Origin of the sequence: Desulfotomaculum sp. (assembly GCA_003513005.1) — a bacterium.
GTDB lineage: Bacteria > Bacillota > Desulfotomaculia > Desulfotomaculales > Nap2-2B > 46-80.
The window spans coordinates 61,451-88,145 of sequence record DOTD01000044.1; the positions used below are offsets into that span (position 1 = coordinate 61,451).

Annotated in this window: 29 protein-coding genes and 1 pseudogene; 21 read left to right on the forward strand and 9 right to left on the reverse strand. The window is 45.1% G+C overall.

Features of this window, described 5'->3' with window-relative positions:
* The first annotated feature begins 3 nt into the window (after positions 1–3).
* From DEH07_05550 to amrS, 4 genes are all read left to right on the forward strand, one after another.
* Positions 4–771 carry a triose-phosphate isomerase gene (locus tag DEH07_05550; GenBank protein HBY04004.1) on the forward strand — a complete coding sequence of 256 codons (768 nt, stop codon included), beginning with the start codon at positions 4–6 and terminating at the stop codon, positions 769–771.
* On the forward strand, positions 761–2,320 hold the full coding sequence (locus DEH07_05555) for a 2,3-bisphosphoglycerate-independent phosphoglycerate mutase (protein HBY04005.1): 1,560 nt from the start codon (positions 761–763) through the stop codon (positions 2,318–2,320). Before DEH07_05550 ends, DEH07_05555 begins: the two co-directional genes overlap by 11 nt.
* A 256-nt stretch (positions 2,321–2,576) precedes the next feature.
* Entirely contained in the window at positions 2,577–3,968 is a 1,392-nt protein-coding gene (locus DEH07_05560) for an AMMECR1 domain-containing protein (GenBank protein HBY04006.1), read from the forward strand.
* Between the two features lie 17 nt (positions 3,969–3,985).
* The gene (amrS, locus tag DEH07_05565) at positions 3,986–5,047 is read left to right on the forward strand and encodes an AmmeMemoRadiSam system radical SAM enzyme (protein ID HBY04007.1); all 1,062 of its coding nucleotides are present in this window, start codon (positions 3,986–3,988) and stop codon (positions 5,045–5,047) included.
* On the opposite strand, the gene DEH07_05570 is transcribed toward amrS, so the two are convergent.
* From DEH07_05570 to DEH07_05595, 6 genes are all read right to left on the reverse strand, one after another.
* Positions 5,012–5,473: an arginine decarboxylase, pyruvoyl-dependent gene (locus DEH07_05570; GenBank protein ID HBY04008.1), complete on the reverse strand. Its 462-nt coding sequence runs from the start codon at positions 5,471–5,473 to the stop codon at positions 5,012–5,014. The genes amrS and DEH07_05570 overlap by 36 nt on opposite strands.
* Positions 5,474–5,494: 21 nt before the next feature.
* Positions 5,495–6,130 carry a F420-0:Gamma-glutamyl ligase gene (locus DEH07_05575; GenBank protein ID HBY04009.1) on the reverse strand — a complete coding sequence of 212 codons (636 nt, stop codon included), beginning with the start codon at positions 6,128–6,130 and terminating at the stop codon, positions 5,495–5,497.
* A 92-nt stretch (positions 6,131–6,222) separates the two neighbouring features.
* Positions 6,223–7,077 (reverse strand): DUF2837 domain-containing protein, encoded by an 855-nt coding sequence (locus DEH07_05580; protein ID HBY04010.1) that lies wholly within the window; start codon positions 7,075–7,077, stop codon positions 6,223–6,225.
* 79 nt (positions 7,078–7,156) lie between these two features.
* Complete coding sequence (locus DEH07_05585; protein HBY04011.1) at positions 7,157–7,780, reverse strand: hypothetical protein; 624 nt, start codon at positions 7,778–7,780, stop codon at positions 7,157–7,159.
* 25 nt (positions 7,781–7,805) lie between these two features.
* Positions 7,806–7,991, reverse strand: coding sequence for a hypothetical protein (locus DEH07_05590; protein HBY04012.1), 186 nt, complete (start codon positions 7,989–7,991; stop codon positions 7,806–7,808).
* Complete coding sequence (locus tag DEH07_05595) at positions 7,984–8,886, reverse strand: hypothetical protein (GenBank protein HBY04013.1); 903 nt, start codon at positions 8,884–8,886, stop codon at positions 7,984–7,986. Before DEH07_05595 ends, DEH07_05590 begins: the two co-directional genes overlap by 8 nt.
* 753 nt (positions 8,887–9,639) lie before the next feature.
* On the opposite strand from DEH07_05595, the gene DEH07_05600 reads away from it, so the two are divergent.
* The 15 genes and pseudogenes from DEH07_05600 (at position 9,640) to DEH07_05670 (ending at position 23,658) form a co-directional block, all read left to right on the forward strand.
* Entirely contained in the window at positions 9,640–9,828 is a 189-nt protein-coding gene (locus tag DEH07_05600; GenBank protein HBY04014.1) for a hypothetical protein, read from the forward strand.
* Between the two features lie 81 nt (positions 9,829–9,909).
* Positions 9,910–10,131 carry a hypothetical protein gene (locus DEH07_05605; protein ID HBY04015.1) on the forward strand — a complete coding sequence of 74 codons (222 nt, stop codon included), beginning with the start codon at positions 9,910–9,912 and terminating at the stop codon, positions 10,129–10,131.
* Positions 10,116–10,904 (forward strand): DNA repair protein RecO, encoded by a 789-nt coding sequence (gene recO, locus DEH07_05610; protein HBY04016.1) that lies wholly within the window; start codon positions 10,116–10,118, stop codon positions 10,902–10,904. Before DEH07_05605 ends, recO begins: the two co-directional genes overlap by 16 nt.
* Before the next feature lie 148 nt (positions 10,905–11,052).
* Positions 11,053–11,946, forward strand: coding sequence for a glycine--tRNA ligase subunit alpha (gene glyQ, locus DEH07_05615; protein HBY04017.1), 894 nt, complete (start codon positions 11,053–11,055; stop codon positions 11,944–11,946).
* Positions 11,947–11,956: 10 nt separating this feature from the next.
* A complete protein-coding gene (locus tag DEH07_05620) occupies positions 11,957–14,008 on the forward strand; it encodes a glycine--tRNA ligase subunit beta (protein HBY04018.1) in 2,052 nt (683 codons plus the stop codon).
* A 416-nt stretch (positions 14,009–14,424) separates the two neighbouring features.
* A complete protein-coding gene (locus DEH07_05625) occupies positions 14,425–15,057 on the forward strand; it encodes a transcriptional regulator (GenBank protein ID HBY04019.1) in 633 nt (210 codons plus the stop codon).
* 20 nt (positions 15,058–15,077) lie between these two features.
* The gene (locus tag DEH07_05630) at positions 15,078–15,929 is read left to right on the forward strand and encodes a phosphoenolpyruvate synthase regulatory protein (protein HBY04020.1); all 852 of its coding nucleotides are present in this window, start codon (positions 15,078–15,080) and stop codon (positions 15,927–15,929) included.
* Positions 15,901–18,576 (forward strand): pyruvate, phosphate dikinase, encoded by a 2,676-nt coding sequence (locus DEH07_05635; GenBank protein ID HBY04021.1) that lies wholly within the window; start codon positions 15,901–15,903, stop codon positions 18,574–18,576. The genes DEH07_05630 and DEH07_05635 overlap by 29 nt, the downstream gene beginning before the upstream one ends.
* A 40-nt stretch (positions 18,577–18,616) precedes the next feature.
* Positions 18,617–19,339, forward strand: coding sequence for a hypothetical protein (locus DEH07_05640; protein HBY04022.1), 723 nt, complete (start codon positions 18,617–18,619; stop codon positions 19,337–19,339).
* A 146-nt stretch (positions 19,340–19,485) separates the two neighbouring features.
* The gene (locus DEH07_05645; protein HBY04023.1) at positions 19,486–20,655 is read left to right on the forward strand and encodes a hypothetical protein; all 1,170 of its coding nucleotides are present in this window, start codon (positions 19,486–19,488) and stop codon (positions 20,653–20,655) included.
* A gap of 105 nt (positions 20,656–20,760) precedes the next feature.
* Positions 20,761–21,482 (forward strand): annotated as a pseudogene (locus DEH07_05650) (AAA family ATPase).
* Between the two features lie 128 nt (positions 21,483–21,610).
* Positions 21,611–21,991: a desulfoferrodoxin gene (locus DEH07_05655; protein ID HBY04024.1), complete on the forward strand. Its 381-nt coding sequence runs from the start codon at positions 21,611–21,613 to the stop codon at positions 21,989–21,991.
* 151 nt (positions 21,992–22,142) lie between these two features.
* The gene (locus tag DEH07_05660; GenBank protein ID HBY04025.1) at positions 22,143–22,517 is read left to right on the forward strand and encodes a hypothetical protein; all 375 of its coding nucleotides are present in this window, start codon (positions 22,143–22,145) and stop codon (positions 22,515–22,517) included.
* Positions 22,518–22,568: 51 nt separating this feature from the next.
* A complete protein-coding gene (locus DEH07_05665; GenBank protein HBY04026.1) occupies positions 22,569–23,144 on the forward strand; it encodes a rubrerythrin family protein in 576 nt (191 codons plus the stop codon).
* 226 nt (positions 23,145–23,370) lie between these two features.
* Complete coding sequence (locus DEH07_05670; protein ID HBY04027.1) at positions 23,371–23,658, forward strand: DUF1049 domain-containing protein; 288 nt, start codon at positions 23,371–23,373, stop codon at positions 23,656–23,658.
* 241 nt (positions 23,659–23,899) lie between these two features.
* Here the strand turns inward: DEH07_05670 and DEH07_05675 are convergent, their stop codons facing one another.
* Positions 23,900–24,298 (reverse strand): hypothetical protein, encoded by a 399-nt coding sequence (locus tag DEH07_05675; protein ID HBY04028.1) that lies wholly within the window; start codon positions 24,296–24,298, stop codon positions 23,900–23,902.
* Between the two features lie 25 nt (positions 24,299–24,323).
* Positions 24,324–24,521 (reverse strand): hypothetical protein, encoded by a 198-nt coding sequence (locus DEH07_05680; GenBank protein ID HBY04029.1) that lies wholly within the window; start codon positions 24,519–24,521, stop codon positions 24,324–24,326.
* A gap of 265 nt (positions 24,522–24,786) precedes the next feature.
* Between DEH07_05680 and DEH07_05685 the strand changes: the two genes are divergently transcribed.
* Together DEH07_05685 and DEH07_05690 are read left to right on the forward strand one after the other, a co-directional pair.
* Positions 24,787–25,476: a High molecular weight rubredoxin gene (locus tag DEH07_05685; GenBank protein HBY04030.1), complete on the forward strand. Its 690-nt coding sequence runs from the start codon at positions 24,787–24,789 to the stop codon at positions 25,474–25,476.
* Positions 25,477–25,585: 109 nt separating this feature from the next.
* Positions 25,586–25,867 (forward strand): hypothetical protein, encoded by a 282-nt coding sequence (locus DEH07_05690; protein HBY04031.1) that lies wholly within the window; start codon positions 25,586–25,588, stop codon positions 25,865–25,867.
* A gap of 74 nt (positions 25,868–25,941) precedes the next feature.
* Here the strand turns inward: DEH07_05690 and DEH07_05695 are convergent, their stop codons facing one another.
* Positions 25,942–26,478 (reverse strand): hypothetical protein, encoded by a 537-nt coding sequence (locus tag DEH07_05695; GenBank protein ID HBY04032.1) that lies wholly within the window; start codon positions 26,476–26,478, stop codon positions 25,942–25,944.
* Positions 26,479–26,695 lie beyond the last annotated feature (217 nt).

Below are 26,695 nucleotides of genomic sequence, written 5' to 3' on the forward strand. Positions count from 1 at the left end.
AAAATGCGAACACCTTTAATAGCAGGTAACTGGAAAATGTATAAAACTCCTGTAGAGGCAGCTAATTTTGTTAAGGAACTACGGGAGAAGCTGGGGGAAGTTGAGAAGGCGGAAGTTGTCGTCTGCCCGCCTTTTGTAGCTCTTTACAGTGTTGCGCGTGAACTGGACGGAAGTAAGATCAGGCTGGGAGCCCAGAATATGTTTTGCGAGGATGAAGGCGCCTATACTGGAGAGGTTGCGCCGCCGATGATAAAAGAAGTTGGCTGTAGTTATGTAATATTGGGGCATTCAGAGAGGCGCCAGTATTTTGGGGAAAGTGACCAGCTTGTTAATAGAAAAATCCAGGCAGCCCTTAAAGCAGGGCTTACACCAATTGTCTGTGTTGGAGAGACTCTGGAGGAAAGGAAAACCGGAATAACCGGACAAATTATTGAGAAACAACTTGGCGGCTCTTTAGCTGATTTAAGCCCGCTTGAATTATCCAGGATTATTATTGCCTACGAACCGGTTTGGGCTATAGGTACGGGACTTACCGCCGAGGCAAAGGATGCGCAGCAGGTAAATGGTCTGATCCGCGGTTTCCTGGTTCAGGATGCAAGCCCTGAAATAGCGCAAAAAATAAGGATTTTATATGGTGGAAGTGTCAAACCTGATAATATCGCGGGACTTATGTCTCAGCCTGATGTGGACGGCGCTCTGGTTGGAGGAGCCAGCCTGCAGGTTAACGCCTTTTCATCAATAGTCTGGAATAGTTATAAAAATGCTTCTTAAAAGTACACCTTTAGCCCTGGTAATCCTTGACGGCTGGGGCCTGAGCAAAAAAACCAGGGGCAATGCTATTGCTTCCGCAAGAACTCCGAATCTTGACCGGCTGTTCAAGGAATTTCCTTCTTCCGCATTAAGTGCATCCGGTGAAGACGTAGGGCTCCCCGAGGGGCAGATGGGCAACTCCGAAGTCGGGCACCTTAATATAGGCGCGGGCCGGGTTGTCTATCAGGAATTTACGCGCATAAACAAGGAGATTCGGGAAGGGACTTTTTATACTAATAAAAAGCTGTTGGCTGCAATTGATCATGTAAAAAAGAACAATTCAACTCTTCACTTGATGGGTCTGTTATCTGACGGAGGTGTGCACAGTCACATCAAACACCTTTTCGCACTTCTTGATCTGGCGAAGAATAATTCCCTGCGGAAAGTAAGGGTCCACTGTTTTCTGGATGGCCGGGATGTGCCGCCAGATAATGCCCTGGAATATATTCAACAATTGGAAGATAAATTTTCGGCATTAAATATTGGAAAAATAGCAACAATGATGGGTCGCTACTACGCAATGGACAGGGACCGCAGGTGGGAGAGAACAAGAAAAGCTTATGACGCAATGGTTTTAGGTGAAGGTTTAAGCTCAGCCTCTGCGTCCCAGGCCATTATAGATTCATACCGGCGGAATGAAACAGATGAATTTGTTCAACCGACGGTAATCATTAATTCAGAAGATCAAACCTTGAATATGGTTAAAGACGGTGATTCGGTAATCTTTTACAACTTCAGGCCGGATAGGGCCAGGCAAATTTCTCATGCTTTTGTTGATCGGGAATTTGACGGTTTTGACCGGACGGTTAGGCTTAATGACCTGCTTTTTACATGTATGACGCTTTACGATGATACTATAGATGCGCCGGTGGCCTACGAGCCCCATTTTCTGGTGAATACGCTGGGGGAAACGCTCAGCAAGCAGGGTGTAAAGCAGTTGAGGCTTGCTGAAACTGAGAAATATGCTCATGTAACTTTCTTTTTCAACGGAGGAATGGAAACACCCTATCCCGGTGAGGATCGTTTGCTGATCTCTTCCCCTAAAGTGAAAACCTATGATTTAAAGCCGGAAATGAGCGCTCTCGAAGTTACAAGCGCTTTTCTGGAAAAATTGGCAGCAGGAGACTGTCAGGTAATTATCATGAATTATGCTAATGCGGATATGGTTGGACATACAGGGATTCTTGAAGTTACCGTCAAGGCTATTGAAGCTGTTGATTACTGCCTGGGTCAGGTGATTGGCGCAGTACTTGAAAAAGGAGGCACAGTGTTGGTTACAGCCGACCATGGTAATGCGGAGGAGATGCAGGATGAAGAGGGGAAACCCCATACGGCTCATACCACTAACCATGTTCCGTTTATCCTGGTCAACGAGGGCTTAAAAAATGTTGTTCTGCGCCGGGGCCGGCTCGAAGATATAGCTCCAACAGTTTTATGTCTTTTGGGGATACCCAAACCTCCCCAGATGACAGGGAACTGCCTCATCACAGATATGCCGGAAATAATTTAGCAGCCTCCATGCTGCCAATGCAGCGACATTAAAAGGATGATAATTCATCAACAAAGGTTTACAGGGAGCTTAATTTTATTATACCTGGTACAGTTTTGTAGCTGCTATGATCAGCAAGGGAAGGAAGCTTTTTCGCCCGGTTGTTTACCGCAGGGTAAATGAAGCTTGCGGATTGTTTCTGATCTGTCTGGGACTGTATTTTGTTTACTGGGGCTTGTTTACTTAGTTAAGTGAATTTGGCTAAGGGGGGTTTTAAATGACTGTTGTTTTTGGCGGTATTTGTCCCCATCCACCTATAATGGTACCCGAAGTGGGAAGGGAGGGCGCTGCTGAAGTAAAGTCCTCACAGACAGCCATGCTTGAATTGGGCAAAAGAATTATAGAAAGCGGCGCTGAGGTCTTAGTGATAATCTCTCCCCACGCGCCCTTATTTCGTGATTTTATTGCCTTGAATGTTTCTCCCCGCTTAAAAGGCAACCTTGGACAATTTGGCGCAGCAGGCGTGAGTTTTGATTTGGATAATGATCTTAAAATAGCGAAAGAGATCGTTTGCCAGTCTGCGCTCCTGGAGATACCTGTGTATGAGATGGATGAAGAATTTGCGCGAAAGTATCATATAAACCTTAACCTCGATCATGGGATGACCGTTCCGCTTTATTTTATTCTTCAAGCCGGGGCCAGTCTTCCTTTGGTTGCTGTGTCGATGGGGTTGCTGCCCGGGGAACAGCTATATAAATTCGGCGCCGCTGTCAGCAGATCGGCGTCCAAATTGGGGAAGAAGGTGGCTGTGCTGGCAAGCGGGGATCTCTCACACCGTTTGACAAGGAAGGCTCCGGCTGGTTTCGATCCGAAAGGAAAGGAATTCGACCTCAAAATGGTCGAACTGGTCAGCAAAGCACAGTTTGAAGAGATTCTCCATATCGATGAGGAATTAGCGGAGAAAGCAGGGGAATGCGGTCTCAGATCAATTCAAATGATGTCGGGATCCTTTGATGGTTTGTCTGTAAAAGGGGAAGTTTTATCATATGAGGGTCCTTTTGGGGTCGGGTATATGGTTGCTGTTTTGACACCCGGGGAACCAAAACCAGAAAACCGTATTATGGATAAGTTTCTTGAACAAAATAAAGAGCGCGGAGAAGAAAGCTATCTAGTCAGGATAGCCCGTCAAACCCTGGAAAACTATTTAGCAACGGGAAAGCTGCAAATTCCGGAAGACAAGGATATTCCGCCGCAGTTTGCAGGTAAAGCGGGAGCATTTGTTTCCTTAAAAAAACATGGTAACTTAAGAGGTTGTATAGGGACTATAACAGGGCAATATAAAAATGTTGTTGCAGAGGTTGTTCATAACGCAATCAGCGCGGCAACACACGATCCGCGTTTTTATCCTGTCGATAGGGGAGAACTGGCTGACTTAAGTTATTCTGTTGATGTGCTTGGGCCACCGGAGGCTGTAAACAGCCTTGAGGAATTGGACCCTAAGAATTACGGTGTCATAGTACGTTCCGGAAGGCGTTCCGGATTGCTCCTGCCCGATTTAGAAGGTGTAGACACTGTCGATGAGCAGGTCTCCATTGCCAAACAAAAAGCCGGTATAGGTCCGGACGAACCTGTACAACTGGAAAGATTTAAAGTTGAAAGATACAAATAACAGCCAGGGGTGAGAGCTTGGTCAACGAAGCTCTTTTCTACGAGAAGAAAGAGGACAAATATGTAACCTGCACGTTATGTCCCAGGGTATGTAATATCGGGCCGGGGCGTACCGGTTTTTGCAGGACAAGAAAAAATATAGACGGAACATTATTTGCTTTGAATTATGGCCGCTGTTCATCGATTGCGATGGATCCGATTGAGAAAAAACCGTTTTACCACTTTTATCCCGGCGCAAACATTTTGTCAATGGGCACGATAGGCTGCAATTTGCACTGCAAGTTTTGCCAGAATTGGACAATTGCGCGTGCTGATGAAGGATATCATACAGAGGAGATCTCTCCCCGGAAAGCGGTGGACCTTGTCAATCAATACAGGCAAAAGGGCCGCTCCTGCATCGGGATAGCGTACACTTACTCAGAGCCTTTTACATGGTTTGAGTTTGTCCTGGAGACTGCGCAGACAGCCAGTGAACAGGGCATAAAGAATGTGTTGGTTACCAACGGCTATATTAACAAAGAACCTCTTCAGCAAATTCTTCCGTACATCGATGCCATGAATATAGACGTCAAGGGTTTTACTGACGAATATTACCGATCCGTCTGCAGCGGAAAACTTGGACCTGTGGTACGCACGGTCGAGGAAGCGTTTGATAAATGTCATGTTGAGCTGACCACATTGCTTGTTCCGGGATTGAATGATTCTTTAGAAGACATCAATGGATTGGTTTCCTGGACCGCCGGCCTTGACCGCGAAATACCATTGCACTTTTCCCGGTACTTTCCGAACTACAAAATGGACCAACCGGCCACACCAATTCAGGCCCTGCAAAAAGCGTGGGAACTGGCTAAAGAGAAACTAGATTACGTATATGTTGGCAACGCGCCGCAGCTGAACGCGGGGAACACATACTGTCCGCAGTGCAAGTTTAAAATAATTGAGCGTTATGCTTATACCGTGAGGATAACAGGATTAAACGAAAAAAAATGCCGCCGCTGCGGCTATCCGATACGTCTGGTTGGAGGCCCGGAGGATGATTCCGGATTAGTCATACCAGAGAATAACACCGGCAAAGACTGATCCAGTTTCGATAACCTGATGTTCAATAGCTTTGACCAGGCATTTTGTTAATTTAAGGTTTCTGGTTTGAAAAGCCTCTTTCACCATCCCCGTGATTATATCTTCCGCTTCCTTTTTCGAAACGTGACCGGAGTATTCCATGATTACTCCGAAACCGCCCTCGGGAATGCCGACTCCTACTGCTGCAGTGATAGTATCACCCGGTTTTGATGATGTCAGTGTACCGTAAGCGATGGGAACAAGCGAGCCCGGCGGCAAAGAAATTGTTTCGTCATAGACTGCGCCGGGTGGTAAAATACTGCTTACTTTTAAAAGGTTCACGTTGCCGGCGCCTGCCTCCAGCAGGGCTTGATCAAAGGCGTTCAGGGGACTTATGCTTTCTCCCGTTCCCGCGACCAGTTTAAAAACGGTTGGTGTTGGTAGCAAGTAATCCACTCCTTAAGATATTTACCGCTTAATTACAACTATCGGGGTTTGTTGATCGTCATTGCCAAAAGGGTTATCGATCAGGGCTTCTTTTGCTGTCCTTTCACTATCCTGGCTGGTTGCGGCCAGTATATCGACGCATTTGATGTCATTGACATCAGCAATAACCGCGTCCACACCCGTTGCCTCAAGGATTGAACGGACAATTTTTTCCGGCTCTTTAGGTCCGAGAATAATGTGCTTCTCATAAGGCCACATTGTGCCTGCTATATCATCAATTAAAGCAAGTTCACGGCCCGCCACGATATAAAAGTATCCCTTTGCTCCTATCAAACGGCCGAAGATAGATGCAGCGCAGCCAAGTATGATTTTAAAGATGCCTACTTCCCGGATAGCAAGCTGCATTGCGGTCGGAGTAGCCAGACTGCCATGTTTGGCAGGGAAACGGCTGACGAATTTAGCAATCAAGCCCGGGCGGATTTTTTCAGAAAGGACCGCACGGCCTTGAGTAATTGCAGCTACGCTTTCCGCTACAGCGATGATATCCCCCGGGAAAGCAATTCCTTCGGTATATTTTCGGGTCAGTTCAACGATATCGTCTTTTTCAGTTACGACGTGAGTTTTAATGGGAATGGAGGAAAAATTCAAGGCAGCCATCACCAGTCCTTGGTGTTCTTTTCATTACAGGGTATGAGCTGTAATAGAAAAGGGCGCCTGTACGCTTTTTTCAGTTTTTTAGTTTTTCGGTTTTAAAGGCCTACGATAAGGATGGTTACCCATTTAACAAGAAGGGCTGAAGGGATAAAAATGATTTGGGCGAGGATGGTTCCCATGATTCTGGTTAAGCACAGATAATAAACCATTTGTTTGATTTCTTCCTTCTGCTCGTTTCCTAGAGCATGATCCGTTATTACAGCCGCCGTAGGGTTAATAATTATTGCTGAAAGTATTGTCGCTATACCGTTGACAACACCGGACAGCAGGCTTGCCGTAGACCTGTAGTTTGGCAGCAAGGCGCCGGCATAAAGAGAGGAAAGCACGCCCGTTGTCCAAACCGAAATGACAATTATGTTGGCAATAAGGAATGCAAGCGGAATAGTCCGTCGATATAATTTCGGCTTGGGCAGGAATGAAAAACTTTGAAATAAAAGCAAGATCAAACGCCGGGGGGAAAGAAGCATTATGACGAGCCTGATCACAGAACCTGTTTCTTCAAACATGTAAATAACCCTGTTAAAAACAAAAGAGAATATAGGGGTGAAAAAGACGCCCACCAGAGTGCCGGCGGTGGCTGAAAAGATTACAAGTCTGATTTGGTAATTTAGTACAGCAAGCTGTTGTCTGTAATAGGGATCTTGAACTAGACCCTGGCTGACAGCAAGAGTATCTTTCATTGCGTTGTTAATAGTTTGCTCGACAATTGAAGAAAGCAGTGGCGCCTGGACAAGGTTTGCAGTGCTGGCCAGCAAAGAGACGATTTGGAACAAGGAAAAGGCTGTGGCAAGTCTTTTGGTGGAAACTCCTGAAAGACGCACCGCATATGCTAACGTATCAGTTAAATGAATGATTGCTGTTAATATACAGATTAATAACAACCTGTCGATTTTAATTCACCCGCCGAGCGTATATGGAAAATTTACTTGTCTATAGCAAAGTATATGAAGCCGGAAGGAAGGGTAGTATTCAAAGGCCCAGGAGATGATAAATTTCCTCGTCCACATGCGAACCTTCTGCCAGGACTTTTTTTAGTCTGAAGTCTTTTACAGCCCGGGCAGTGCCGGGTCCGAAAATTCCATCTGCTTCGTTCCTGTAAAAACCGAGACGCTTTAATGTGTATTGGACAGCTTGAACGGCAGAACCGCAGCTGCCCTGGTTCAGGAGGGGATAATCTTCTCCAAAGCGTCCGAACGGGTTGCCGGCAATTATTACACGTGTTCCGACAGTAACCCAGGGATATATTTCTTCAACATGAAGATTATGCAGGCGGACACACCCGCCGCTGGCGTATGTTCCTATGGAGGAAGGATTATTTGTTCCATGAACACCAAAATTTCCGCAGGGTATATTTAAACGCATCCAGCGGGCGCCTGTCCCGGCGCCCGGCAGATCTGACTTATCGACAACTTCCCATACACCGACAGGTGTTTCCGAACTTGGTTTGCCAACAGCCACAGGATATTTTCGAACCGGTTCCCCTTTAGAAAATACTGTCAGGGATAAATTAAAGGTATCAATTAACAGGCAAACATCATAGTAAGGAGAAGGGTCAGGATTATCACTTAAAATATTTTCATTCAATACGGGCATGTCCTGAGATTTCTTAATAGGGTAACTAGTGCAGTTGCAGTAGCTTCTTGTGCTTCCTAACACGCATGATGGCCAAATTTGGCATGTAATACCAATTACCAGAAGAGTTGTTAGCAATCGCAATCGCTTCAATTACTTCACCAAGCAAATTAGAAGTACCCCAAAGATGGGGCCGTGAGTTATTTTTTCCCGCAACTAAAAACTTATCCATCAAATAGTTCTTTAATACCGTTGAAGATTCCAAATGCTACTTTCTCGTATAAGTAAGGATTTCTCAAAAGACCTTCCTCTACATAATTTGAAATTGTAACCGGTTCTACGACAACTCCCGGAATTTTTTTCAGCGCTGTTAACTTACTGTCCCTTTTTATTTCACGGATATCACGTTTTATTTTTCTGGCAACCTCCTTTGCTATCAATCCGGCCAACTTTTCACTGCCGGCTGCAGCCGGGTTGTATCCGACAGAAAGTCCTTCGACTTCCGGATTCTTATCGTAATTGGTATGAAGGCTTATAAAAAGATCCGCTTTATTGCTTAGTGCAAGGTTGAACCGCTTTCTTAGCGGTATGTTCTGATCGTTTTTCCTGGTAAGCATTGTTTGCGCCCCGTATTTATCAAGGTGTAGTTTTGTCTGCTCGGCCAGGAGCAGCGCTACATTCTTTTCCAGCAGATCAACAGGGCCGAAGCCGCCCTTATCATCGCCGCCATGACCCGGATCAATTACTATTTTCAAGGGGGAGAAAATATCATAGAGGCATTTTCGATCAAGAGCAATAAAAGTACGCGCGGGAATACCTTCGGAGAAGTCAACTGTAAAAGGAGTTTCGTAATCTAGAAAGATTTCCGCCGTGACGTTTTCAGCTTCGTTTTGCTCTACGATAAACTCGTTAATCAGGCCGTCGTAGACTTCTGTCCTTGAATAATCTATATTTGCCCGCGCCTTCCTGATAAGCATTTTGACATTTACGCCGCTGGAGTTGAGTTGATATGAAAGGGGATGAGTTGATTCAATTGTTACGCGTGAGAACTGTCTGCCGTCCTTTTCTAAAACGTCACTCCAAAAATTTGTTATCTGCGTGAACCTTTGACCAGCCATAATACACATCACCTTCAGTTTTTAGTCATATTTAAATATATGGCTAAGAAAGAATCCTATTCCTGTTACTGCCAGAACATAATGTCCAGAAATAGACGGTATTAAATGTCCATAACTTGAGCGTATAGGAATTTTCATTTTAAGAATGCGGGTTTGCGGGCTTTTGCTGCTGCCCATAGTATACAAAGGGTTGTAAATAATGTATTGGCTGATGATTATGCTAAAATAGGGGTCATAAGCTAAAATAGGGGTCATAAGCTAAAATAGGGGTCAGGCTTGACTTATTTTGATAATTGACTTATTAAGGAGGCTACTTAACTACATCACTTTTTATACTCTATCCTGGAATTATTCTCTAAAAGCTCAGTTTTCATAATTCGTGGCGCCGCTGGCGGCATGTTGAACTATCCTGAAAATTACTTGAAGTCAACTTGGCATCAGGGAGGTCAACTGTCTACGTGCTCATGTTCGCCTATTATACTTGTACGAACTCGTTCAACCTCCGGCTCGGTCAAAACTCAGCGCTTATGCGCCTCAAACATTTTCCTCGCTTACCCTCGGATTCTCTCGTTCTTTGAATGAAGGCTCAAAATCACACTTAAGACATTGCCCTTCCTTTATGATGCCATTTTCATCCTCCTGATGGCACCGCTTTAGCGGCATGGATGTCTATCCTGAAAATAAGTTCTTCATACGGTTAATCCGATAGGCACGGCATATATCACCGCTCACTTCAATGCTCCGCTTCGACAGCAGCGCAGCTTGCTTCGGACCGGACTAGCGGTTGCTGCAAAGGCGGCATATAAAAAAACTCTCATCATTGTTCTTTTAACTTTGGCATTAAGACTGTTTTCTATCAGCTATAGAGCGCCGCTGGTTTCGCACCGCTGTCCGGTTACCCTCGCTTCGCCGACTGCTGTTACCGGCGCTTCGCAAATCGTTCACTGTTGATAACCCCCTTTGAGGGACAGTTCTGGATTACTGTGGTTCTAGTACAGGCCGAACCTCGCTTATCGAAAAAAGTACACAAAAATGTCCCTTGTATTCCTAATTGGACTCTTCAGAAGCACCGTCCCTGTATTCCTCTTCCTCGATTATTTTGATAGTATTATTTTTAACAAGAAAGAAGGTTTTAAAATGGATTTCGACAAGGAAAAAATGCTAAAGATTGCAAACAAACTAAAAGATAAAGATTCTTATTTATTTGAGTTAAGACATGGTTTGATGAGTAACAAGATATGGTGGAAACAATGAAACTATACAAAACAGACGCTTTGGTTCTAAGAAACCTCAGCAGGGGCGATACCGATCAACTTCTCGTTTTGTTTTCTTTGGAATACGGAAAGTTAAAAGTAATGGCCCATGGATCGCGTAAGATAACAAGCAGGAAAAGAGGCGCAGTACAACCGCTCACCCTGACGCGATTTCTAATCCATAAGGGTAGATATCTGGATTCCGTTCGCCAGTGCGAGGAACTGGAGTCTTTCCCCGAACTGTTTCTGAGGATGGACAGAATTTGTTATGCCAGTTACGCTGTCGAACTTATCGAGAATTCAACTGTTGAGGGGGAAGCTAATCAGGTATTGTTTGCGGTTTTGGCGGAAGCTCTGAGACAGTTGGGTAGGGGTGATCCTGAAATCATTGCCCGTGCGTTTGCATTAAAGCTGATCACCCTGGTGGGCTATAAACCGGTATTGGATCTTTGCGCTAAATGCCGTAAAGATTTAACCGGTAAGGCGCTGGCCTTTTCTCCTCTAGCGGGAGGATTCCTTTGCGCAGATTGCGCAAGAGACAATAGAGAGAATCAGATGATTAGGTGCCACAGGGGAACACTGGAGACAATCAAGCTTATGCTTGCCTGGGAACTTCCTAAACTGGGGCAGTTAAAAGTCGATTCTAGAACACGCGAGGAGTTGTATTACGTGCTTAAGCTCCATCTCGAATATCACCTTGGCTACCGGTGCGCGACAGAAATGTTTATTGAAAAACTCAGAAACAAAAACAACCGGTATAACCTCAAACTCTAATTATTCCTAAAATAATTGACTTTTTTCTTCAAGTCTGATAAATTATGAGTTAATTATGGGATTAAATAGTTTTTCAAGAAAATATTTGCCTTCCGCCTTGTAACATGCAGTATAATGCGGGAGGTTTAAATTTGTGGAGGGAAAAAGGTTGAATTTTCAGGATTTAATTATGACCCTAAATGATTTTTGGTCGAGCAGGAACTGCATAATCCAACAGGCTTACGATGTGGAAAAAGGAGCGGGAACCATGAATCCTGCCACCTTTTTACGTGTACTGGGCCCTGAGCCCTGGAACGTCGCCTATGTGGAACCATCAAGAAGGCCAACCGACGGCAGGTACGGAGAAAACCCAAACCGCCTTCAGCATTATTACCAGTACCAGGTGATTTTAAAACCTTCACCCATTAACGTGGTGGATATTTACCTGGAAAGCCTGAAGTCGATTGGAATCGATACAGACCGGCACGACGTCAGGTTCGTCGAGGACAACTGGGAGTCGCCTACATTAGGAGCCTGGGGGTTGGGATGGGAAGTCTGGCTGGATGGGATGGAGATAACCCAATTTACATATTTTCAGCAGTGCGGAGGGTTCGAGTGCAGGCCTGTTGCATCGGAAATAACATATGGGTTGGAGCGGCTGGCCATGTATATTCAACAGGTGGAAAGCGTTTTTGATATTAAATGGGTTGACGGGATTACATACGGGGATGTTCACCACAGGGGTGAAGTTGAGCATTCAATATATAACTTTGAGGAAGCAAATATTGAGATGCTTTTCAAGCTTTTTGAAATGTATGAGCAGGAAGCCAAACGGGTGGCCGAAAAGGGGCTCATTCTGCCGGCCTACGATTGCGTTTTAAAGTGTTCCCATACTTTTAACCTGCTGGATGCCCGCAGCGCCATCAGTGTTACAGAACGTACCGCTTTTATTCACAGGGTACGTGAAATCGCCCGTTTATGCGCCCAGGGCTATATAGCGGAACGCGAAAAGATGGGTTACCCACTTTTAGGCCGCATAAAGGAGGTTGAGGACAACGAATAAAGATTTCATCATGGAAATTGGCATGGAAGAAATGCCGGCGCGCTTTATAAACCCGGCTCTGGAACAACTAAAAGATCTGGCGGAAGAAAAATTTAAGGTACACCGGCTGCCCTTTTTGTCAGTCCGTACTTACAGCACGCCCAGGCGTTTATTGCTGCATGTTATCGGTCTCGAACCTGTTCAGGAGCCGTTAGTCCAAGAAATAAAAGGTCCTGCGGCGAAAGTGGCCTTTGATGAGAACCGGAAATATACACGCGCGGCTCAAGGCTTTGCAAAAAGCCAGCGTGTAGATCTTCAGGATTTAATTATAAAACCCGTAGGGACGGTAGATTATGTCTTTGCTGTTAACAAGCAGGCAGGCCGCCCTGCGGCTGAAGTTTTGTTGGAAATTTGCCCGGACGTAATTAGTTCGCTGCATTTTCCAAAGTCAATGCGTTGGGGAAAGGGAGAGATGCGGTTTATCAGGCCAATCCGCTGGCTGCTGGCGCTATATGGAGAACAGGTAATCCCATTTGTTACCGCGGAACTAATAGCCGGCAATATCACATACGGACACCGATTTTACAGCAACTACCCGATAATGGTTCAACATCCGGATGATTATTTTGAAAAAATCGACCAGGCTAAAATAATGATTGATCAGTCGCAAAGACAAAGTATAATCTGGGAGAAAATCACTGAACTGGCTGCTCAGGAGGGCGGAGAAGCAAAACCGGACCCGGAACTGCTCGAACAAGTTGCTAATTTGGTAGAATACCCCACTGTAATAGTAGGAAGTTTTAACAATGAATACTTACAGATACCTCAGGAAGTACTGATTACCTCAATGCGTGATCACTTGCGTTGTTTTCCTGTCTTCGGCCCGGATTCATCGCTTTTGGCGCGTTTTATAGCTGTTTCCAATAATGGCGGGAATGATCTCATTCGATCAGGCTTTGAAAGGGTTTTGAGAGCACGGCTGGCTGATGCGGCTTTTTTCTGGAATGAGGATTTAAAGACTCCTCTTGTTGAGCGAGCTGATTCTTTGAAGAGAATTGTCTGGCAGGAAAACCTGGGCACTCTCTACGAAAAAATGGAACGGGTAACCTCAATATGCTTTTTTCTGTGCATGTCATTGGGTGTTGAGCAAGAAATTGCCGCAGATACTTTAAGAGCCTCGCGCCTTGCCAAAGCCGACTTGTCCTCCAACGTAGTTTACGAGTTTCCGGAACTCCAGGGGATAATGGGCTGTGAATATGCCAAACGGCAGGGAGAAAAAGAAACCGTTTCCCTGGCCATTGCCGATCATTACCTGCCGCGTTTTTCGGGCGACAAACTCCCTTCAGAAACGACCGGAATAATCTTGGCCGTCGCAGATAAACTGGACACCCTGGTGGGTTGTTTTGCGGCCGGTATTCAGCCTACGGGCTCCCAGGATCCCTATGGGCTCAGGCGCCAGGCGCTGGGAGTTTGCCACATAGTTCTTGAAAACGCCCTTGTATTTTGCCTGCATGATATTCTAGCAGCTGCTTATCAAAGCTATCTGTTAAGTTCCAAGCTTGAATTAGCGCAGGATGAAGTTCTTAAAGAACTTGAAGTATTTTTTACCCAGCGTTTGAGAAATATTTTTAGTGATCGAGGAATTTCTTATGATATATGTGAAGCCGTTCTTTCGGTGGGTGTTGATGATCTGTACGGAAGCTGGCAAAAAGCATCCGCATTAAAGGACTTAAGCGCAGAGACGGATTTTCAGGACCTTTTGGTAGCCTTTCACAGGGCATATAACATATCCCGGAAACATAATCTAACCGAAGTAGACGAAACTTTGTTTCAGCATCCTGTAGAAACCGACCTGAACAATGCTTTTATAAATACCAGGGAGAAGGTAGAGCAGAGTGTAAAAGAACGTGACTTCCGCAGCGCGGTTATGACTATGACACAATTAAGAAAGCCTGTGGACAGTTTCTTTGAAGGCGTTATGGTAATGGCCGAAGACGAAAAAATACGGAATAACCGTCTTAGCCTTCTGAAGAATATAGTAAACCTGGTTTTTTTAGTTGCTGATCTAAGTAAACTTGGTTAGTTCTGAATAAGTTTTACCAGAAGGAATTTGAAAGGATAAGAGTAATATATTAAGTAATATATAATTGAACAAGCTGTTACCGGCGCTTCGCTTATAAAACATCGTTTTTGGACGATTTTACTAAATAGACACTGCAGTGCCATCAGTAAGATGAAAATTCAACAGCAAGGGAGGGCAATGTCTTAAGTGCGATTTTGAGCCTTTATTCGAAGAACGAGAGAACCCGAGGATAAGCGAGGGAAGTGTTTGAGTCGCATAAGCGCCGAGTTTTGACCGAGCCCGAGGGTGAACGAGTTCGTACAAGCATAAGAGGCGAAAATGAGCATGCAGGCAGCCGACCTCCCTAATGAACATCAGTTTTCAGGATGTTATTTTCAAGATAGATACTTAAAAAGTTAGGTTTTAGGGGTAGATAAGTGGAATTAACGCGGCGGCAGGAGGCCATCCTGGAGATAGTCAAAAGGAACAGCCCCATTACAGGTGAGCAGATAGCGGAGCGCCTTTCTCTGACCAGGGCAACTTTGCGTCCTGATATGGCCGTGTTGACAATGACAGGCCTTTTAGGCGCCAGACCAAGAGTCGGATATTACTATAGCGGGAAATCTCCAAACAGGGTTATTGCCGAGAAATTATTCCAAATTAAAGTAGGGGATGTGAAATCAGTCCCCGTTGTCGTCCCTGAACACTGTTCGGTCTATGATGCAATAGTGACGATTTTTACCGAGGATGTCGGAACATTATTTGTCGTCAAAGAGGGGGGATTCCTGGAGGGGGTCATTTCCCGCAAAGACTTACTGAAGAGCTCAATGGGGAACCAGGATATTCACAAGCTTCCGGTGAATGTAATAATGACACGCTGGCCGAATATAATTACTGTCGAACCTGAGGAATCCGTCTGGGCTGCAGCAAAAAAATTGATTGCGCACGAGATTGACGCTATTCCGCTGGTTCGGCCGGTGGATGACGGGAAAGGCGCCCAGGGGATGGAGGCAATTGGCCGCTTTTCAAAGACGAACATTATTCGTTTATTTGTAGGTCTGGGTGAATAAAAAATGGGGAGGGGTTAGTTATCAGTACGAAGCCAAAAACCCAGCCGGTTATCTATATTATTTCTGATTCAATTGGTGAAACGGCGGAACTGGTAGCATTAGCCGCGGCCAGCCAATTTAATTCCGGAAAAGTCAATATTCGAAAAGTGCCTTATGTAAACAATCCGGAAGAGATTCCCGAAATTGTTGCGGAGGCCAGCGCATTTTCCTGTATGATTGTATATACCCTCATTCTGCCTGGTTTAAGAGAAATCCTGGAGGCAGAGGCCCTCAAATACGGCATTCCAACTGTAGATATCATGACTCCAATGCTGGATGCTTTGGGTAAAATAGAGGGCAAGCCTCCAAAATTGGAACCGGGCCTTGTCCGAAAGGTTGACGAAGATTATTTCCGTAAAGTTGAAGCTATTGATTTTGCTGTGCAAAACGATGATGGGAAAGATTCCCGGGGTTTGCTCAAGGCCGATCTAGTGATTATAGGGGTCAGCCGGACATCAAAAACGCCGTTATGTACGTATCTTGCCCATAAGAGGATTAAGGCCGCTAATGTACCGCTGACACCTGAAGTTATTCCTCCCGAGGAAATATTTAAACTGCCGCCGCATAGAGTTATTGGATTGACGATTCTTCCTCAGCAGCTGCACGAAATCCGCCAGGAACGATTAAAAGCGTTAGAATTAACCGGCAACGCCGATTATGCAAGAATGGAGCGAATTTTAAAGGAACTGGAATATGCCAAGGGTATTATGCAAAAATTAAACTGCAAGGTAATAGATGTAACAAATAAGGCAGTAGAGGAAACAGCCAGCAAAGTGCTGGAGATATACTACAGAGGTGAAAGAAATGGCAAAGAGATACGTCTACCTATTTAGAGAAGGCCGTGCAGACATGAAGAGTCTTCTTGGCGGCAAAGGAGCGAACCTGTGTGAAATGACCAACATAGGGCTGCCCGTACCGCCCGGAATAACCATTACCACCGAAGCCTGCAACGAATTTTACGACTACGACAGAAAATTCCCGCCCGGAATGGAAGACCAGGTAAAAGAACAGCTTGCGGTATTAGAAAAAGACACCGGCAAGAAATTCGGCGACCCCAAGAATCCGCTGCTGTTAAGCGTACGTTCTGGCGCCGTAATCTCAATGCCAGGCATGATGGACACAGTCTTAAACCTGGGATTGAACGATAAAACCGTAGCCGAACTTGCCAAAAGCACCAACGACGAACGTTTCGCCCTGGACTGCTACCGCAGATTCGTCAACATGTTCGGCGGCGTCGTCATGGGCATCGAACACCACAAATTCGAACACATCCTAGAAGAACAGAAAAAGAAAAAAGACGTCGCCTTTGACCACCTGCTCACCGCCGAAGACTGGCGTGAAGTAATCGCAGGCTATAAAAAAATCTATGAAGAAGAGACCGGCGCCCTCTTCCCCCAGAACCCCATGGAGCAGCTCTTCAAGGCAGTATACGCAGTCTTCAACTCCTGGAACGGCGCCCGGGCAGTCGTCTACAGAAAGATCAACAAAATCCCTGACACGCTGGGCACAGCCGTCAACATCCAAATGATGGCCTTCGGAAACCTGGGCAACGACTGCGCCACCGGCGTAGCCTTCACCAGAAATCCCTCCACCGGAGAGAACCTGCTCTATGGTGAATACCTGATCAATGCCCAGGGTGAAGATGTCGTTGCCGGAATCCGCACACCCATGCCGATTTCCAAACTTAAAGACGAAATGCCGGCAGTCTACCAACAATTCGCAGACACCTGCTTACTCTTAGAGAAACACTACCAGGACATGCAGGACGTCGAATTCACCATTGAGCGCGGCAAACTATTCATGCTGCAGACCAGAAACGGCAAGCGTACCGCCCAGGCGGCCATGAAAATAGCCGTCGACATGGTCAAAGAAGGCCTTATTTCCAAAGAGGAAGGCATCTTAAGAGTCGAACCCGCCCACCTGGACAACCTTTTGCACCGGCGGATCGACCCGGGCGCCAAACTCGATGTTATCGCAAAAGGACTGCCCGCCTCACCGGGCGCGGCCAGCGGCAAAGTAGTCTTCGACGCCGACGAAGCCGAGAGACTCGGCAAAGAAGGAGAAAAAGTAATCCTTGTCAGAACAGAGACCACCCCTGACGACATCCACGGCATCGTCGCCGCCCAGGGTATCCTCACCTCCCGCGGCGGAATGACCAGCCATGCCGCAGTAGTCGCCAGAGGCATGGGCAAACCCTGCGTCTGCGGCTGCGAATCATTAGCAATCGACTACACCGCCCAGGAATTCAAAGTTAAAAACGCCGACATCATCATCAAAAAAGGCGACCTGATCTCCATTGACGGCGCCGCCGGCCAGGTAATGAAAGGCGAAGTTCCCATGATCGACCCCGAGATCACCGGAGAATTCCAGGAAATCCTCGACTGGGCCGACCAGATCCGGACAATTGGTGTCAGAGCCAACGCCGACAACCCGACAGACTCCACCAGAGCCAGAGAATTTGGCGCCGAAGGCATCGGCCTGTGCCGCACCGAGCACATGTTCATGGCGCCTGATCGCATACCCATAGTCCAGGAAATGATCATGTCCGATACGCTGGAAGACAGAGAAAAAGCCCTGGCGAAACTTCTGCCCGTACAGCAGGGAGACTTCTACGAAATCCTCAAGATCATGCACGACCTGCCCGTAACCATCCGGCTTTTAGACCCGCCGCTGCATGAATTCCTGCCCAACGGCGAAGAACTGGCCATCGAGATTGCCGTACTTCGTGCAACAAACGGCGACCCCAAAGAGATCGAAGCAAAAGAAGTAATCCTTAAAAAAGTACGCGCCCTGCATGAATTCAACCCCATGCTCGGGCACCGCGGCTGCCGCTTAGGGATAACCTTCCCCGAGATATACAAGATGCAGGCCAGGGCAATCTTCCAGGCGACTGCACAGCTTACCAAAGAAGGCGTGCATGTAATTCCGGAAGTTGAAATACCCCTGGTCGGGGACATCAACGAACTTAAAATCACCAAACTAGATGTAAACGACGTAGCCGCACAGGTAAAGAAAGAAACCGGAATTGACTTTGAATACAGTGTCGGCACAATGATCGAAGTGCCCAGGGCAGCCCTTACCGCGGCTGAAATAGCTGAAGAAGCTGACTTCTTCTCCTTCGGCACAAACGACCTGACTCAGACAACTTTTGGATTCTCCAGAGACGACGCCGAGGGTAAATTCCTGCACGAATATGTAGATAAAAAGATCCTGCCCGACGACCCGTTCGTGGTATTGGACAGAAAAGGCGTCGGCAAACTCATGATAATTTGTGTGGAAGACGGCCGTGCAGTCAAGCCCGGACTCGTCATCGGCATCTGCGGCGAGCACGGCGGCGAAGCTAACTCGGTGGAGTTCTGCCACCTTGTAGGCCTGGATTACGTCAGCTGCTCTCCTTTCAGAGTGCCCATCGCCCGCCTGGCTGCCGCTCAGGCCAAGGTGAAGGAAAGCGGGTATGTCAGCAAAAGCGCTACGGTGTAAAAGAAGAAGAAATAAACAGTGACTCTTAAAAAGGAAAATCATGAGTAAGTATGTTGATATAACAATTATCGGAAGCGGCGTCGTAGGCCTAGCGGTCGGCGCCGCCGTTGCCGGTTTAGGGAGAGATATATACTTACTGGAGAAAAATAATAGCTTTGGGCTTGAAACCAGCAGCAGGAACAGCCAGGTAATCCATTCAGACGGGGGAGGCAATTTTAATTTTAAAACCAGGATCCTGATTAACTGCGCCGGTCTGTACGCACAGGAAATTGCCGAAATGGCCGGTATCGACACGATTAAATCCGGATACAAGGTTTATTACTGCAAGGGAGAATATTTTAAGGTTGCCGACAGTAAAAGCAAGATGGTCACAAGGCTGGTCTATCCTGTACCACCAATCGGGCTTACAGGTGTAGGTATTCACGTAACTATTGATTTTGATGGCAGAATGCGCCTTGGACCAGGTGTAAAATATATTGATACAATAGATTATTCTGTTGACGAATCAAAAAAGATGCTTTTTTACGAAAACGTGAAAAGATTCCTGCCGTTTTTATCAGAAGAAGATCTAACACCGGAAATGGCGGGGATTAGGCCGAAACTGCAGGGTCCGGGACAAAAGCAAAGAGATTTTATAATTTCCCATGAGAAAGAGAAGGATTTAGCCGGATTAATCAATTTAATCGGTATTGAATCTCCAGGCCTGACAGCATCGCCTGCTATAGCTGACTTAGTAAGGAACATAGTAAGGAAAATAAATTAAAGAAGAGTAAGCCAATGACGAATTCAAGAGTAAAAATAATTATTCTGAAAGGGCAACATCACCGAACCTGGCGGCATCACAGACTATAATAAACATGCCGGGAGCATAATAAGGTCAACTATTTTAGATAGAAAGAGTGGGGTATTATGCGTATAAAGGTAAGAATAATTCTTCTGACGTCTTTGATACTGCTTCTTTTATTTGGGCTTATTGGCGCCGTGTCGGCACAGAACAAGGACACCATAACAATATCTTCTGATAAAATGATTGATGACGACTACTTTGCGGCAGGGAACAATATCACAATGCGGGGTACGATCAGCGGGGACTTTTTTGCGGCTGGAAATGATATCTGGATACAGGGAAACCTGCAAAGGGATCTTTTTGCGGCTGGACGCAATATTTACATGGAAGGCCGGATCAATCAGAGTCTTAGAGCTGCTGGTGAAACAATTAATGTTAACGGAAACGTAGCCGGGAATGCCCTGGTTGCGTCAAGATATCTTTCGTTTGCAGGGGGAAGTGTAACTGGCGGAAATGTACTGGCTGCTGCCGAAAAAATGCTTATAGACGGAAAAATATCAGGAAACTTTAGAGGCGCGGCGGATACAGTCACGATTTCCGGAGTGATCGATCGCAACGTTATTATCGATGCTAAACATGTGACAGTCTTAAAAGGCGCCAGGATTGGCGGAGATCTTATTTACAGGTCCTCTGCTCAGGCCGACATAGAACAAGGTGCGATTATTGGAGGCAGTGTGAAACAACTTCCAGTTGTTCCTGAGAAGACAGAGGCCTCTCAAAACAGGACCACACAAGAAATTATAGGGTGGATTTCATTACTGATCTTCACGGGAGTTTTTACTCTCTTTTTCCCATGTCCCATAATACAAGGAGCGGAAATTCTTAAAACCCAGCCCTGGAAAAGCTTGCTGCTCGGTTTGGCAGTTCTTATAACCGGCCCAATTTTAGCTGTAGTGCTTTTTATAACTGTAATAGGAGGATATACCGGAGGCGCCGTACTTTTCGGTTATGGATTGTTTATTATAGCCGGAGCTTTTCTTGGCAAGATCTTTGCAGGTCTGCTTCTCGGTGCATATATCCTGCGCTTAATCAACAAGAGTACGCAAACTTCGCTGATGATATCCGCTCTAACCGGTGTCGTTTTAATTAAGGCTGTTTCCTATGTGCCTTTTCTGGGGGGGCTCGTTAATTTTTTAATTTTTATCTTTGCAATGGGAGCTCTCATATATCTTGCCGGGCAGGCATGGTTGACTAAAAGGCCCGATTTCAAAATTCCTTATCCAAATCAATAAAAGATGTCCAGAGTTACATGAGGCCCTGTTCCTTTTAATAGCGGACAGGGCCTTGTTTATTGTCAGAGTTTGTATTCCTTTGTAGAAATATTTGTCAAGGAATATATGTACTTAAAAAGAATAACATTTTTATCGGAAAATTTTCCAACAACTGAGCAATACCCGTTTAACCTGGAAGCTTTTAAGCATACAAGAAATATTACCTTCCAGAGCCCGGGCACTTTCTTAATAGGAGATAACGGGACTGGAAAATCAACGTTACTCAGGGCTATTGCCCGCAAGTGCAAAATTCATATCTGGAAGGAAGAAGACCGGCCTCAATTTCATAATAACAGGTTTTCCGAAGAGCTATACAGATATCTTGCTGTAGAGTGGGACAAGGAAGTTGTTCCCGGATCATATTTCTCATCTGAAATATTTCGTTCTTTTGCGCAAATATTGGACGAATGGGCGAGGTCTGACCCCCCGGGATATTAAAGTATTTCGGCGGGGAATCTTTGGTTACCAAATCACATGGCCAATATCATATGGCCTATTTCAAGAACAGGTACCGGATTAAGGGATTATACCTGTTGGATGAGCCGGAAAACGCTTTATCGCCAAAACGGCTGATTGAGCTTCTAGGTGTATTAAAGGAGATGAGCCAGGGAAGTAAAGCACAATTTATTATAGCCACACATTCTCCTATGTTACTTGCTTTTCCAGCGGCGACTATCTACAGTTTTGATTACTCTCCTATAAAACAGGTGGAATATGAGGAAACGGATTACTGCCAAATTTATAAAAGTTTTATGGATGACCTGAATAAATTTTTGGATAATATCTAGAATGCTAAATCAATTATTATTTAAATATTTTAAGAATTAAAAAATATTGTTTGTAAAAGGAGAAATCTTTATTATAATAGGTAAGAAGGGAAAAAACTACAGTATAATTTTAAAAGGAGGCATGAAAAATGACGGAACAAAAACAGGTTTACAAGTGCAGTATTTGCGGGAACATTGTTGAGGTTCTTCATTCGGGGAAGGGGGAACTGGTTTGCTGTAACAAACCTATGCTGCTGTTAAAGGAGAATACGGTTGATGCTTCCTTGGAAAAGCATGTCCCGGTTATAGAAGTTACTGATGGTCGAGTTATTGTAAGAGTCGGCAGTCAGCCTCATCCAATGGAAGAGAAACATTTTATTGAATGGGTGGAACTGCTTTCTGACGGTAAAGTATACAGGCAGTTTTTGAAACCGGGAGAGAAAACAGAGGTCGAGTTTGCCATCAGTTCTAAAAATGTTACGGCAAGGGCTTACTGCAACATCCATGGCCTCTGGAGTTCTTCAGCATAACCACAGGAGGGAAGCTGAAGTGTCAAACAATAATCTGATAATACGTACAGAAGTAAAAGACCGGGATGTGCAGGTGAGGGGCTGCGGCTATCCCCCGGCAAGGCTCAAGGCTATACGGAAAGGCCTGATAACGCTGCATAACTTTGAAAGGATGGCTGTTAACATATACCGCAGCCAGATTACTAAGCAGCCGGCAAAAGAGAATATCCAGCTAATCTCGGCGATGTTGAATGAGATGACACATGTCCAGGATTTTCAGATGAAATTATATGAATTTGGATTTCGTCCAAGTATACTGAGATATTTTTTTGCCCTGTGCGGACAAGCCATGGGTTGTTCTTCACGCATTCTGGGCATGAAAAGGGTTTTAAAGACGGATATTTGGGTAGAAAAAGAAGCTATTAAACACTATAACAAACTGATTGGTACTATCGACTGGGATCCAGATACGCGCAAAGTACTGGAAAAAAACCGTGCTGATGAGCAGGAGCACGTAAAGCGCTGGGAGAAATTATTATCTGTCTAGAAATTCTCGAATTGGAACAAAATACAACTTAGCATTGAGGAGGTATTCAAGATGAAAAGTTTAAAAGGCACAAAAACAGAAAGAAATCTTTTAACGGCTTTTGCCGGTGAATCACAGGCCAGAAACCGCTATACCTACTTTGCATCTGCTGCTAAAAAGAATGGTTATGAGCAGATAGCCGCAATCTTTCTTGAAACCGCAGACAATGAAAAAGAGCATGCCAAGAGGTTCTTTAAATTCTTAGAAGGCGGTAACGTTGAAATTACGGCTTCCTTCCCGGCTGGTGAAATCAAGACTGTCGGAGAAAATCTTCAAGCTGCCGCAGGCGGAGAGAAAGAAGAACACAGCCAGATTTATCCTGAATTTGCACGTATAGCGGACGAAGAGGGATTTCCTGAGATAGCGCAGGTTTTCAGGGCAGTTGCTGTTTCGGAGAAACAGCATGAAAAACGTTACCTGAAGCTTCTGGAGAACATAGAAAAGGGAATGACCTTTAAAAGGGAAGAAGTTGTCAGGTGGAAATGCAGAAACTGCGGGTATATTCACGAAGGAACCGCATCGCCGGAGATATGTCCTGCCTGCGAACATCCCCAGGCATACTTTGAGATTCTTGGAGAGAGCTATTAAACTTAATTGAAAGCAACCTAGTTTATAAGGCGAGTCGGACAGACTGTTTGGCTTGTCAAGGGGACGGTTCCTTTTGACATGATTAATGATGCCTTTGCTGTCAGGAGAACCGTCCCCTTGACACCCTTGACATGTTATTTAACTGACCTGTTGAAAGAAGCGGCTTAATAGAGTTTGTTTACAAAGCACATAGCTAAAATAATGAAATAAATGGCAGGGTGAAGTCATGAAAAAATACCAGGTTTATTTTTTAATGGCGATTGTGTTTGCTGTAATAATTTTTATCTTTTCTGTACAGAATGCCGAAGGTGTATCTATTAACTTTCTCCTCTGGAAGGTACAAAACGTTTCCAAAATAGTTATAATACTTATATCTGCTTTATTAGGATCTCTGATTACAATTTGTTCAGTGTTTGTCTGGCAAATTAAAAAATGGAGTTATATCCTTCAGCTTGAAGCGCAAATCAAAGACCTTAAAAAGAAGTTGGAAGCCGGCAATCCGAAACCATCTTAAAAAAGAAAGCAATACATGGAAGGGTCTCGGAAACCAAAAATAACCAGCAGCATCTAGCAGGAAACAAATAGCATTAAAACCACAAACATACACAAAAAAGCTGAAAAACACGTTCCTTGATAACTTCATAGCGTTGGTTTATGGGTGGCCGGCAGGTCTAACCGGAAAAAGGCAATAATCAGCCAGCCCGGCAAAAACCAAATTTTTTTGCCGGGAAAGAATCTAGGCATAGGAGCTTTAACTACGCAGCCTGTTTGATTCCGATAATCTCGGCCAGCGTTACCCGGGACTGGTTAACCCAGGCATCCAGGTGCTGGTTAATCGCCCCCAGGGTGAGCCGCCAAAAGATCCTTCTTTTGCTGCGGGCCCTGGTCCTTTCCAACCGGTAGTCAATCTTCTGGCGCTTGTTCGTCCGTTCCGAGGCGCTACGCCGGGCGTACACCTTTTTCCAGGCCTTAGAATTCCGGGGTGTTTTGGAAAAAAGCCTTAAATCCCACTTAAGGCTTGGTATAGACAACTCTTCCGTACAGGGATCTGCCCGGGGAGAAAACCACAGATAATCGCCAGGATGTCGTCGCTTAAGCAGTCTTTCCACCCACGAATCAACGCTCTCTTCGTGGCACTTAACCATCATGACCAAGGAACGCAAGAGCTCCGGCTGGTTCTTAAGCCGGGCGGCCAGTGGAGGCATAACAGGGGCCAAGTTCCCCGCGGAGTTCGTCTAAATCCAACAGCCAGAGTTTCTTGATGCCGTCTTTGTGCTGCACAATGATTTGCAGGTATACCGGCCAGCGCACCTTAAGTTCGCGTGAAGCATACTGCCGGTATCCCGAATGTGGCCGCCATTTGCCAAGCAATTTCATCCCCCCATTATTTAGTTGTACTGGCAATTAATGCCTCCAATTTGATTTTTGGGGGATGAAAAAATGTCAAGTCCCGAATTCACTAATCCGGGACTCTAATTAAATATAATATTTTAATTACTCCCGATGTCTCTATCAATCACAAAATATCATGATAGCAGATATTGGGGGTGAAGCTGAAAAATTGGGGTAAAAAAAAGGCTTTAGCGGAGGCTCAAAAGAGTTTCCGAGAGGGTACATACATGATTATAGGAGGTGCAATAAGTTGGATTCTAAAGCATTGTACAATTTAAGCTATGGACTTTATGTTATTGCTTCAAAGAAAGAAAGCAGGCTGAACGGCCAGGTTGCCAATACGGTTTTTCAGATTTCAAGCGAACCGGTGACTATTGCAATCAGCCTTAACAAAAAGAATCTGACCAATGAATATGTCCGGGAAAGCAAAGCATTTGTTGTTTCAGTACTGTCACAGGACGCTCCTTTATCATTAATCGGACAGTTTGGTTTCAAAAGCGGCAGGGATACTGACAAATTTAATGGTCTCAACTATTCGCTAAGTCAAAATGGAATACCATATCTTGCCGATAATACATTGGCTTATATTAGCGCCAGGGTTATCAGTGAGATTGACGCGCTGACCCATACAGTCTTTATAGGAGAAGTTACTGAGGCAGAGGTTTTAAAAGAAGGAATTCCGATGACGTATGCCTATTATCAGCAGGTTAAAAAGGGAGGCGTGCATCAGAACGCGCCTACATACATAAAAAGCCAGGCTCAGGAAGCAGCGGCGGTAAAAGCGGGACAATTCGTCTGTTCCGTCTGTGGGTATACTTATGATCCTGAAATGGGTGATCCGGATAACGGAGTACCGGCCGGCACGCCGTTTGAAAAGCTTCCTCCAGATTGGGTTTGTCCTGTATGCGGGGCTGCGAAATCTGAATTTAAAGAAGTATAGCCTGCAGAGAAAGCTGCTAGGTCTTTAAAAGGAACAAAAACCGAAAAGAACGTTTTTAAAGCTTTTGTAGGGGAATCTCAGGCGGGAAATCTATAATGAACATACTAAAATTTATCCGGAAGCAGCGCAGGCAGCGGACGAAGAGGGATTTCCGGAAATTGCGCAGGCCTTCAGGGCTATTGCTGTTGCTGAAAAGCAGCATGAGAAACGTTACCGGGCAATGCTGGAAAAGATCGAGAAAGAAACAACATTTAAAAACGAAGAAGCTATCAAATGGAAATGCAGAAACTGCGGTTATGTTCACGAGGGAACAAAAGCGCCTGAAAAATGTCCGGCGTGCCTGTATTGTTGCCCCAAGTCCTATTTTGAAAAGCTTGCCGAGAATTATTAGTTGTTACATAACAGCGGGGCAGTTTCTTACGGGGTTGCTCCTCTTCTTTTGTTATAACCCACTATATTTGTTAATCAAATCGTAAACTCCCACATGCAGACATATTCATTTGGATGATTGTCCGGCGGACAAGACAGACAACGGGTCTTAATGCGTGAGTCGATAGTTTTTGCAAAACCGGAATATTCAAGAATGCCAACTGATTTACAGGGAAATTCCGGCATGCCTTTCCTCCTCCTGGTTGATTGAACTCGACATGTGTTCATCCTAAAAATCATTTTGTTTTCGCTTAATTCAACAATTTCCTGTTTGTTTAAAAAGTAATACGGTCTTAGTTCCAAAGCTTTCATAAGGGCAGGAAGACCACTGTTGGGTGTAATTTCGAGGAATCTCATGATCCTTGCGGCTTCTATCTTTGAAAACCTATCCCATGATTCTCCATCTATTTTTACCGCCTCATCAAGACCATAGTTTTTCTCGATGCATTGAAACCAGATTCCGTCATGTGCCAACCATCGTTTGGACAAATCCTTCACCAGTTCTATTAATTCTTTTTTACTTAACTGTTCGAGTTTCTTTAATCCGTCAACCTTCACCCGAAACACCCCAATTTATCTGCTTATTCTGATATGAATTGATGCGATAATTTTAAATAAAGCGTTACTATTCACAGCCCAAAAAATAGACATGCAGAACAAGGCTAATTTCTAGCCTTGTTCTGCAGTATTAAGAATTTCTTCCAGTTTGAAAGGATCCCCTCTGCAAAGTCGAAGCATTGCATAGAATTCATTAATTCCGTTCCTGTAACACGTTTGTGTTTGCTAAAAT

Bases quoted from the DNA above. Each gene is read 5' to 3' on its own strand.
- DEH07_05550 (HBY04004.1), top strand. From the start codon at position 4: ATGCGAACACCTTTAATAGCAGGTAACTGGAAAATGTATAAAACTCCT.
- DEH07_05555 (HBY04005.1), top strand. From the start codon at position 761: ATGCTTCTTAAAAGTACACCTTTAGCCCTGGTAATCCTTGACGGCTGG.
- DEH07_05560 (HBY04006.1), top strand. From the start codon at position 2,577: ATGACTGTTGTTTTTGGCGGTATTTGTCCCCATCCACCTATAATGGTA.
- DEH07_05575 (HBY04009.1), bottom strand. From the start codon at position 6,130: ATGGCTGCCTTGAATTTTTCCTCCATTCCCATTAAAACTCACGTCGTA.
- DEH07_05585 (HBY04011.1), bottom strand. From the start codon at position 7,780: ATGCCCGTATTGAATGAAAATATTTTAAGTGATAATCCTGACCCTTCT.
- DEH07_05590 (HBY04012.1), bottom strand. From the start codon at position 7,991: ATGGATAAGTTTTTAGTTGCGGGAAAAAATAACTCACGGCCCCATCTT.
- DEH07_05595 (HBY04013.1), bottom strand. From the start codon at position 8,886: ATGTGTATTATGGCTGGTCAAAGGTTCACGCAGATAACAAATTTTTGG.
- DEH07_05605 (HBY04015.1), top strand. From the start codon at position 9,910: ATGTCCCTTGTATTCCTAATTGGACTCTTCAGAAGCACCGTCCCTGTA.
- recO (HBY04016.1), top strand. From the start codon at position 10,116: ATGGTGGAAACAATGAAACTATACAAAACAGACGCTTTGGTTCTAAGA.
- DEH07_05620 (HBY04018.1), top strand. From the start codon at position 11,957: ATGGAAATTGGCATGGAAGAAATGCCGGCGCGCTTTATAAACCCGGCT.
- DEH07_05635 (HBY04021.1), top strand. From the start codon at position 15,901: ATGGCAAAGAGATACGTCTACCTATTTAGAGAAGGCCGTGCAGACATG.
- DEH07_05640 (HBY04022.1), top strand. From the start codon at position 18,617: ATGAGTAAGTATGTTGATATAACAATTATCGGAAGCGGCGTCGTAGGC.
- DEH07_05645 (HBY04023.1), top strand. From the start codon at position 19,486: ATGCGTATAAAGGTAAGAATAATTCTTCTGACGTCTTTGATACTGCTT.
- DEH07_05655 (HBY04024.1), top strand. From the start codon at position 21,611: ATGACGGAACAAAAACAGGTTTACAAGTGCAGTATTTGCGGGAACATT.
- DEH07_05660 (HBY04025.1), top strand. From the start codon at position 22,143: ATGGCTGTTAACATATACCGCAGCCAGATTACTAAGCAGCCGGCAAAA.
- DEH07_05665 (HBY04026.1), top strand. From the start codon at position 22,569: ATGAAAAGTTTAAAAGGCACAAAAACAGAAAGAAATCTTTTAACGGCT.
- DEH07_05670 (HBY04027.1), top strand. From the start codon at position 23,371: ATGAAAAAATACCAGGTTTATTTTTTAATGGCGATTGTGTTTGCTGTA.
- DEH07_05680 (HBY04029.1), bottom strand. From the start codon at position 24,521: ATGAAATTGCTTGGCAAATGGCGGCCACATTCGGGATACCGGCAGTAT.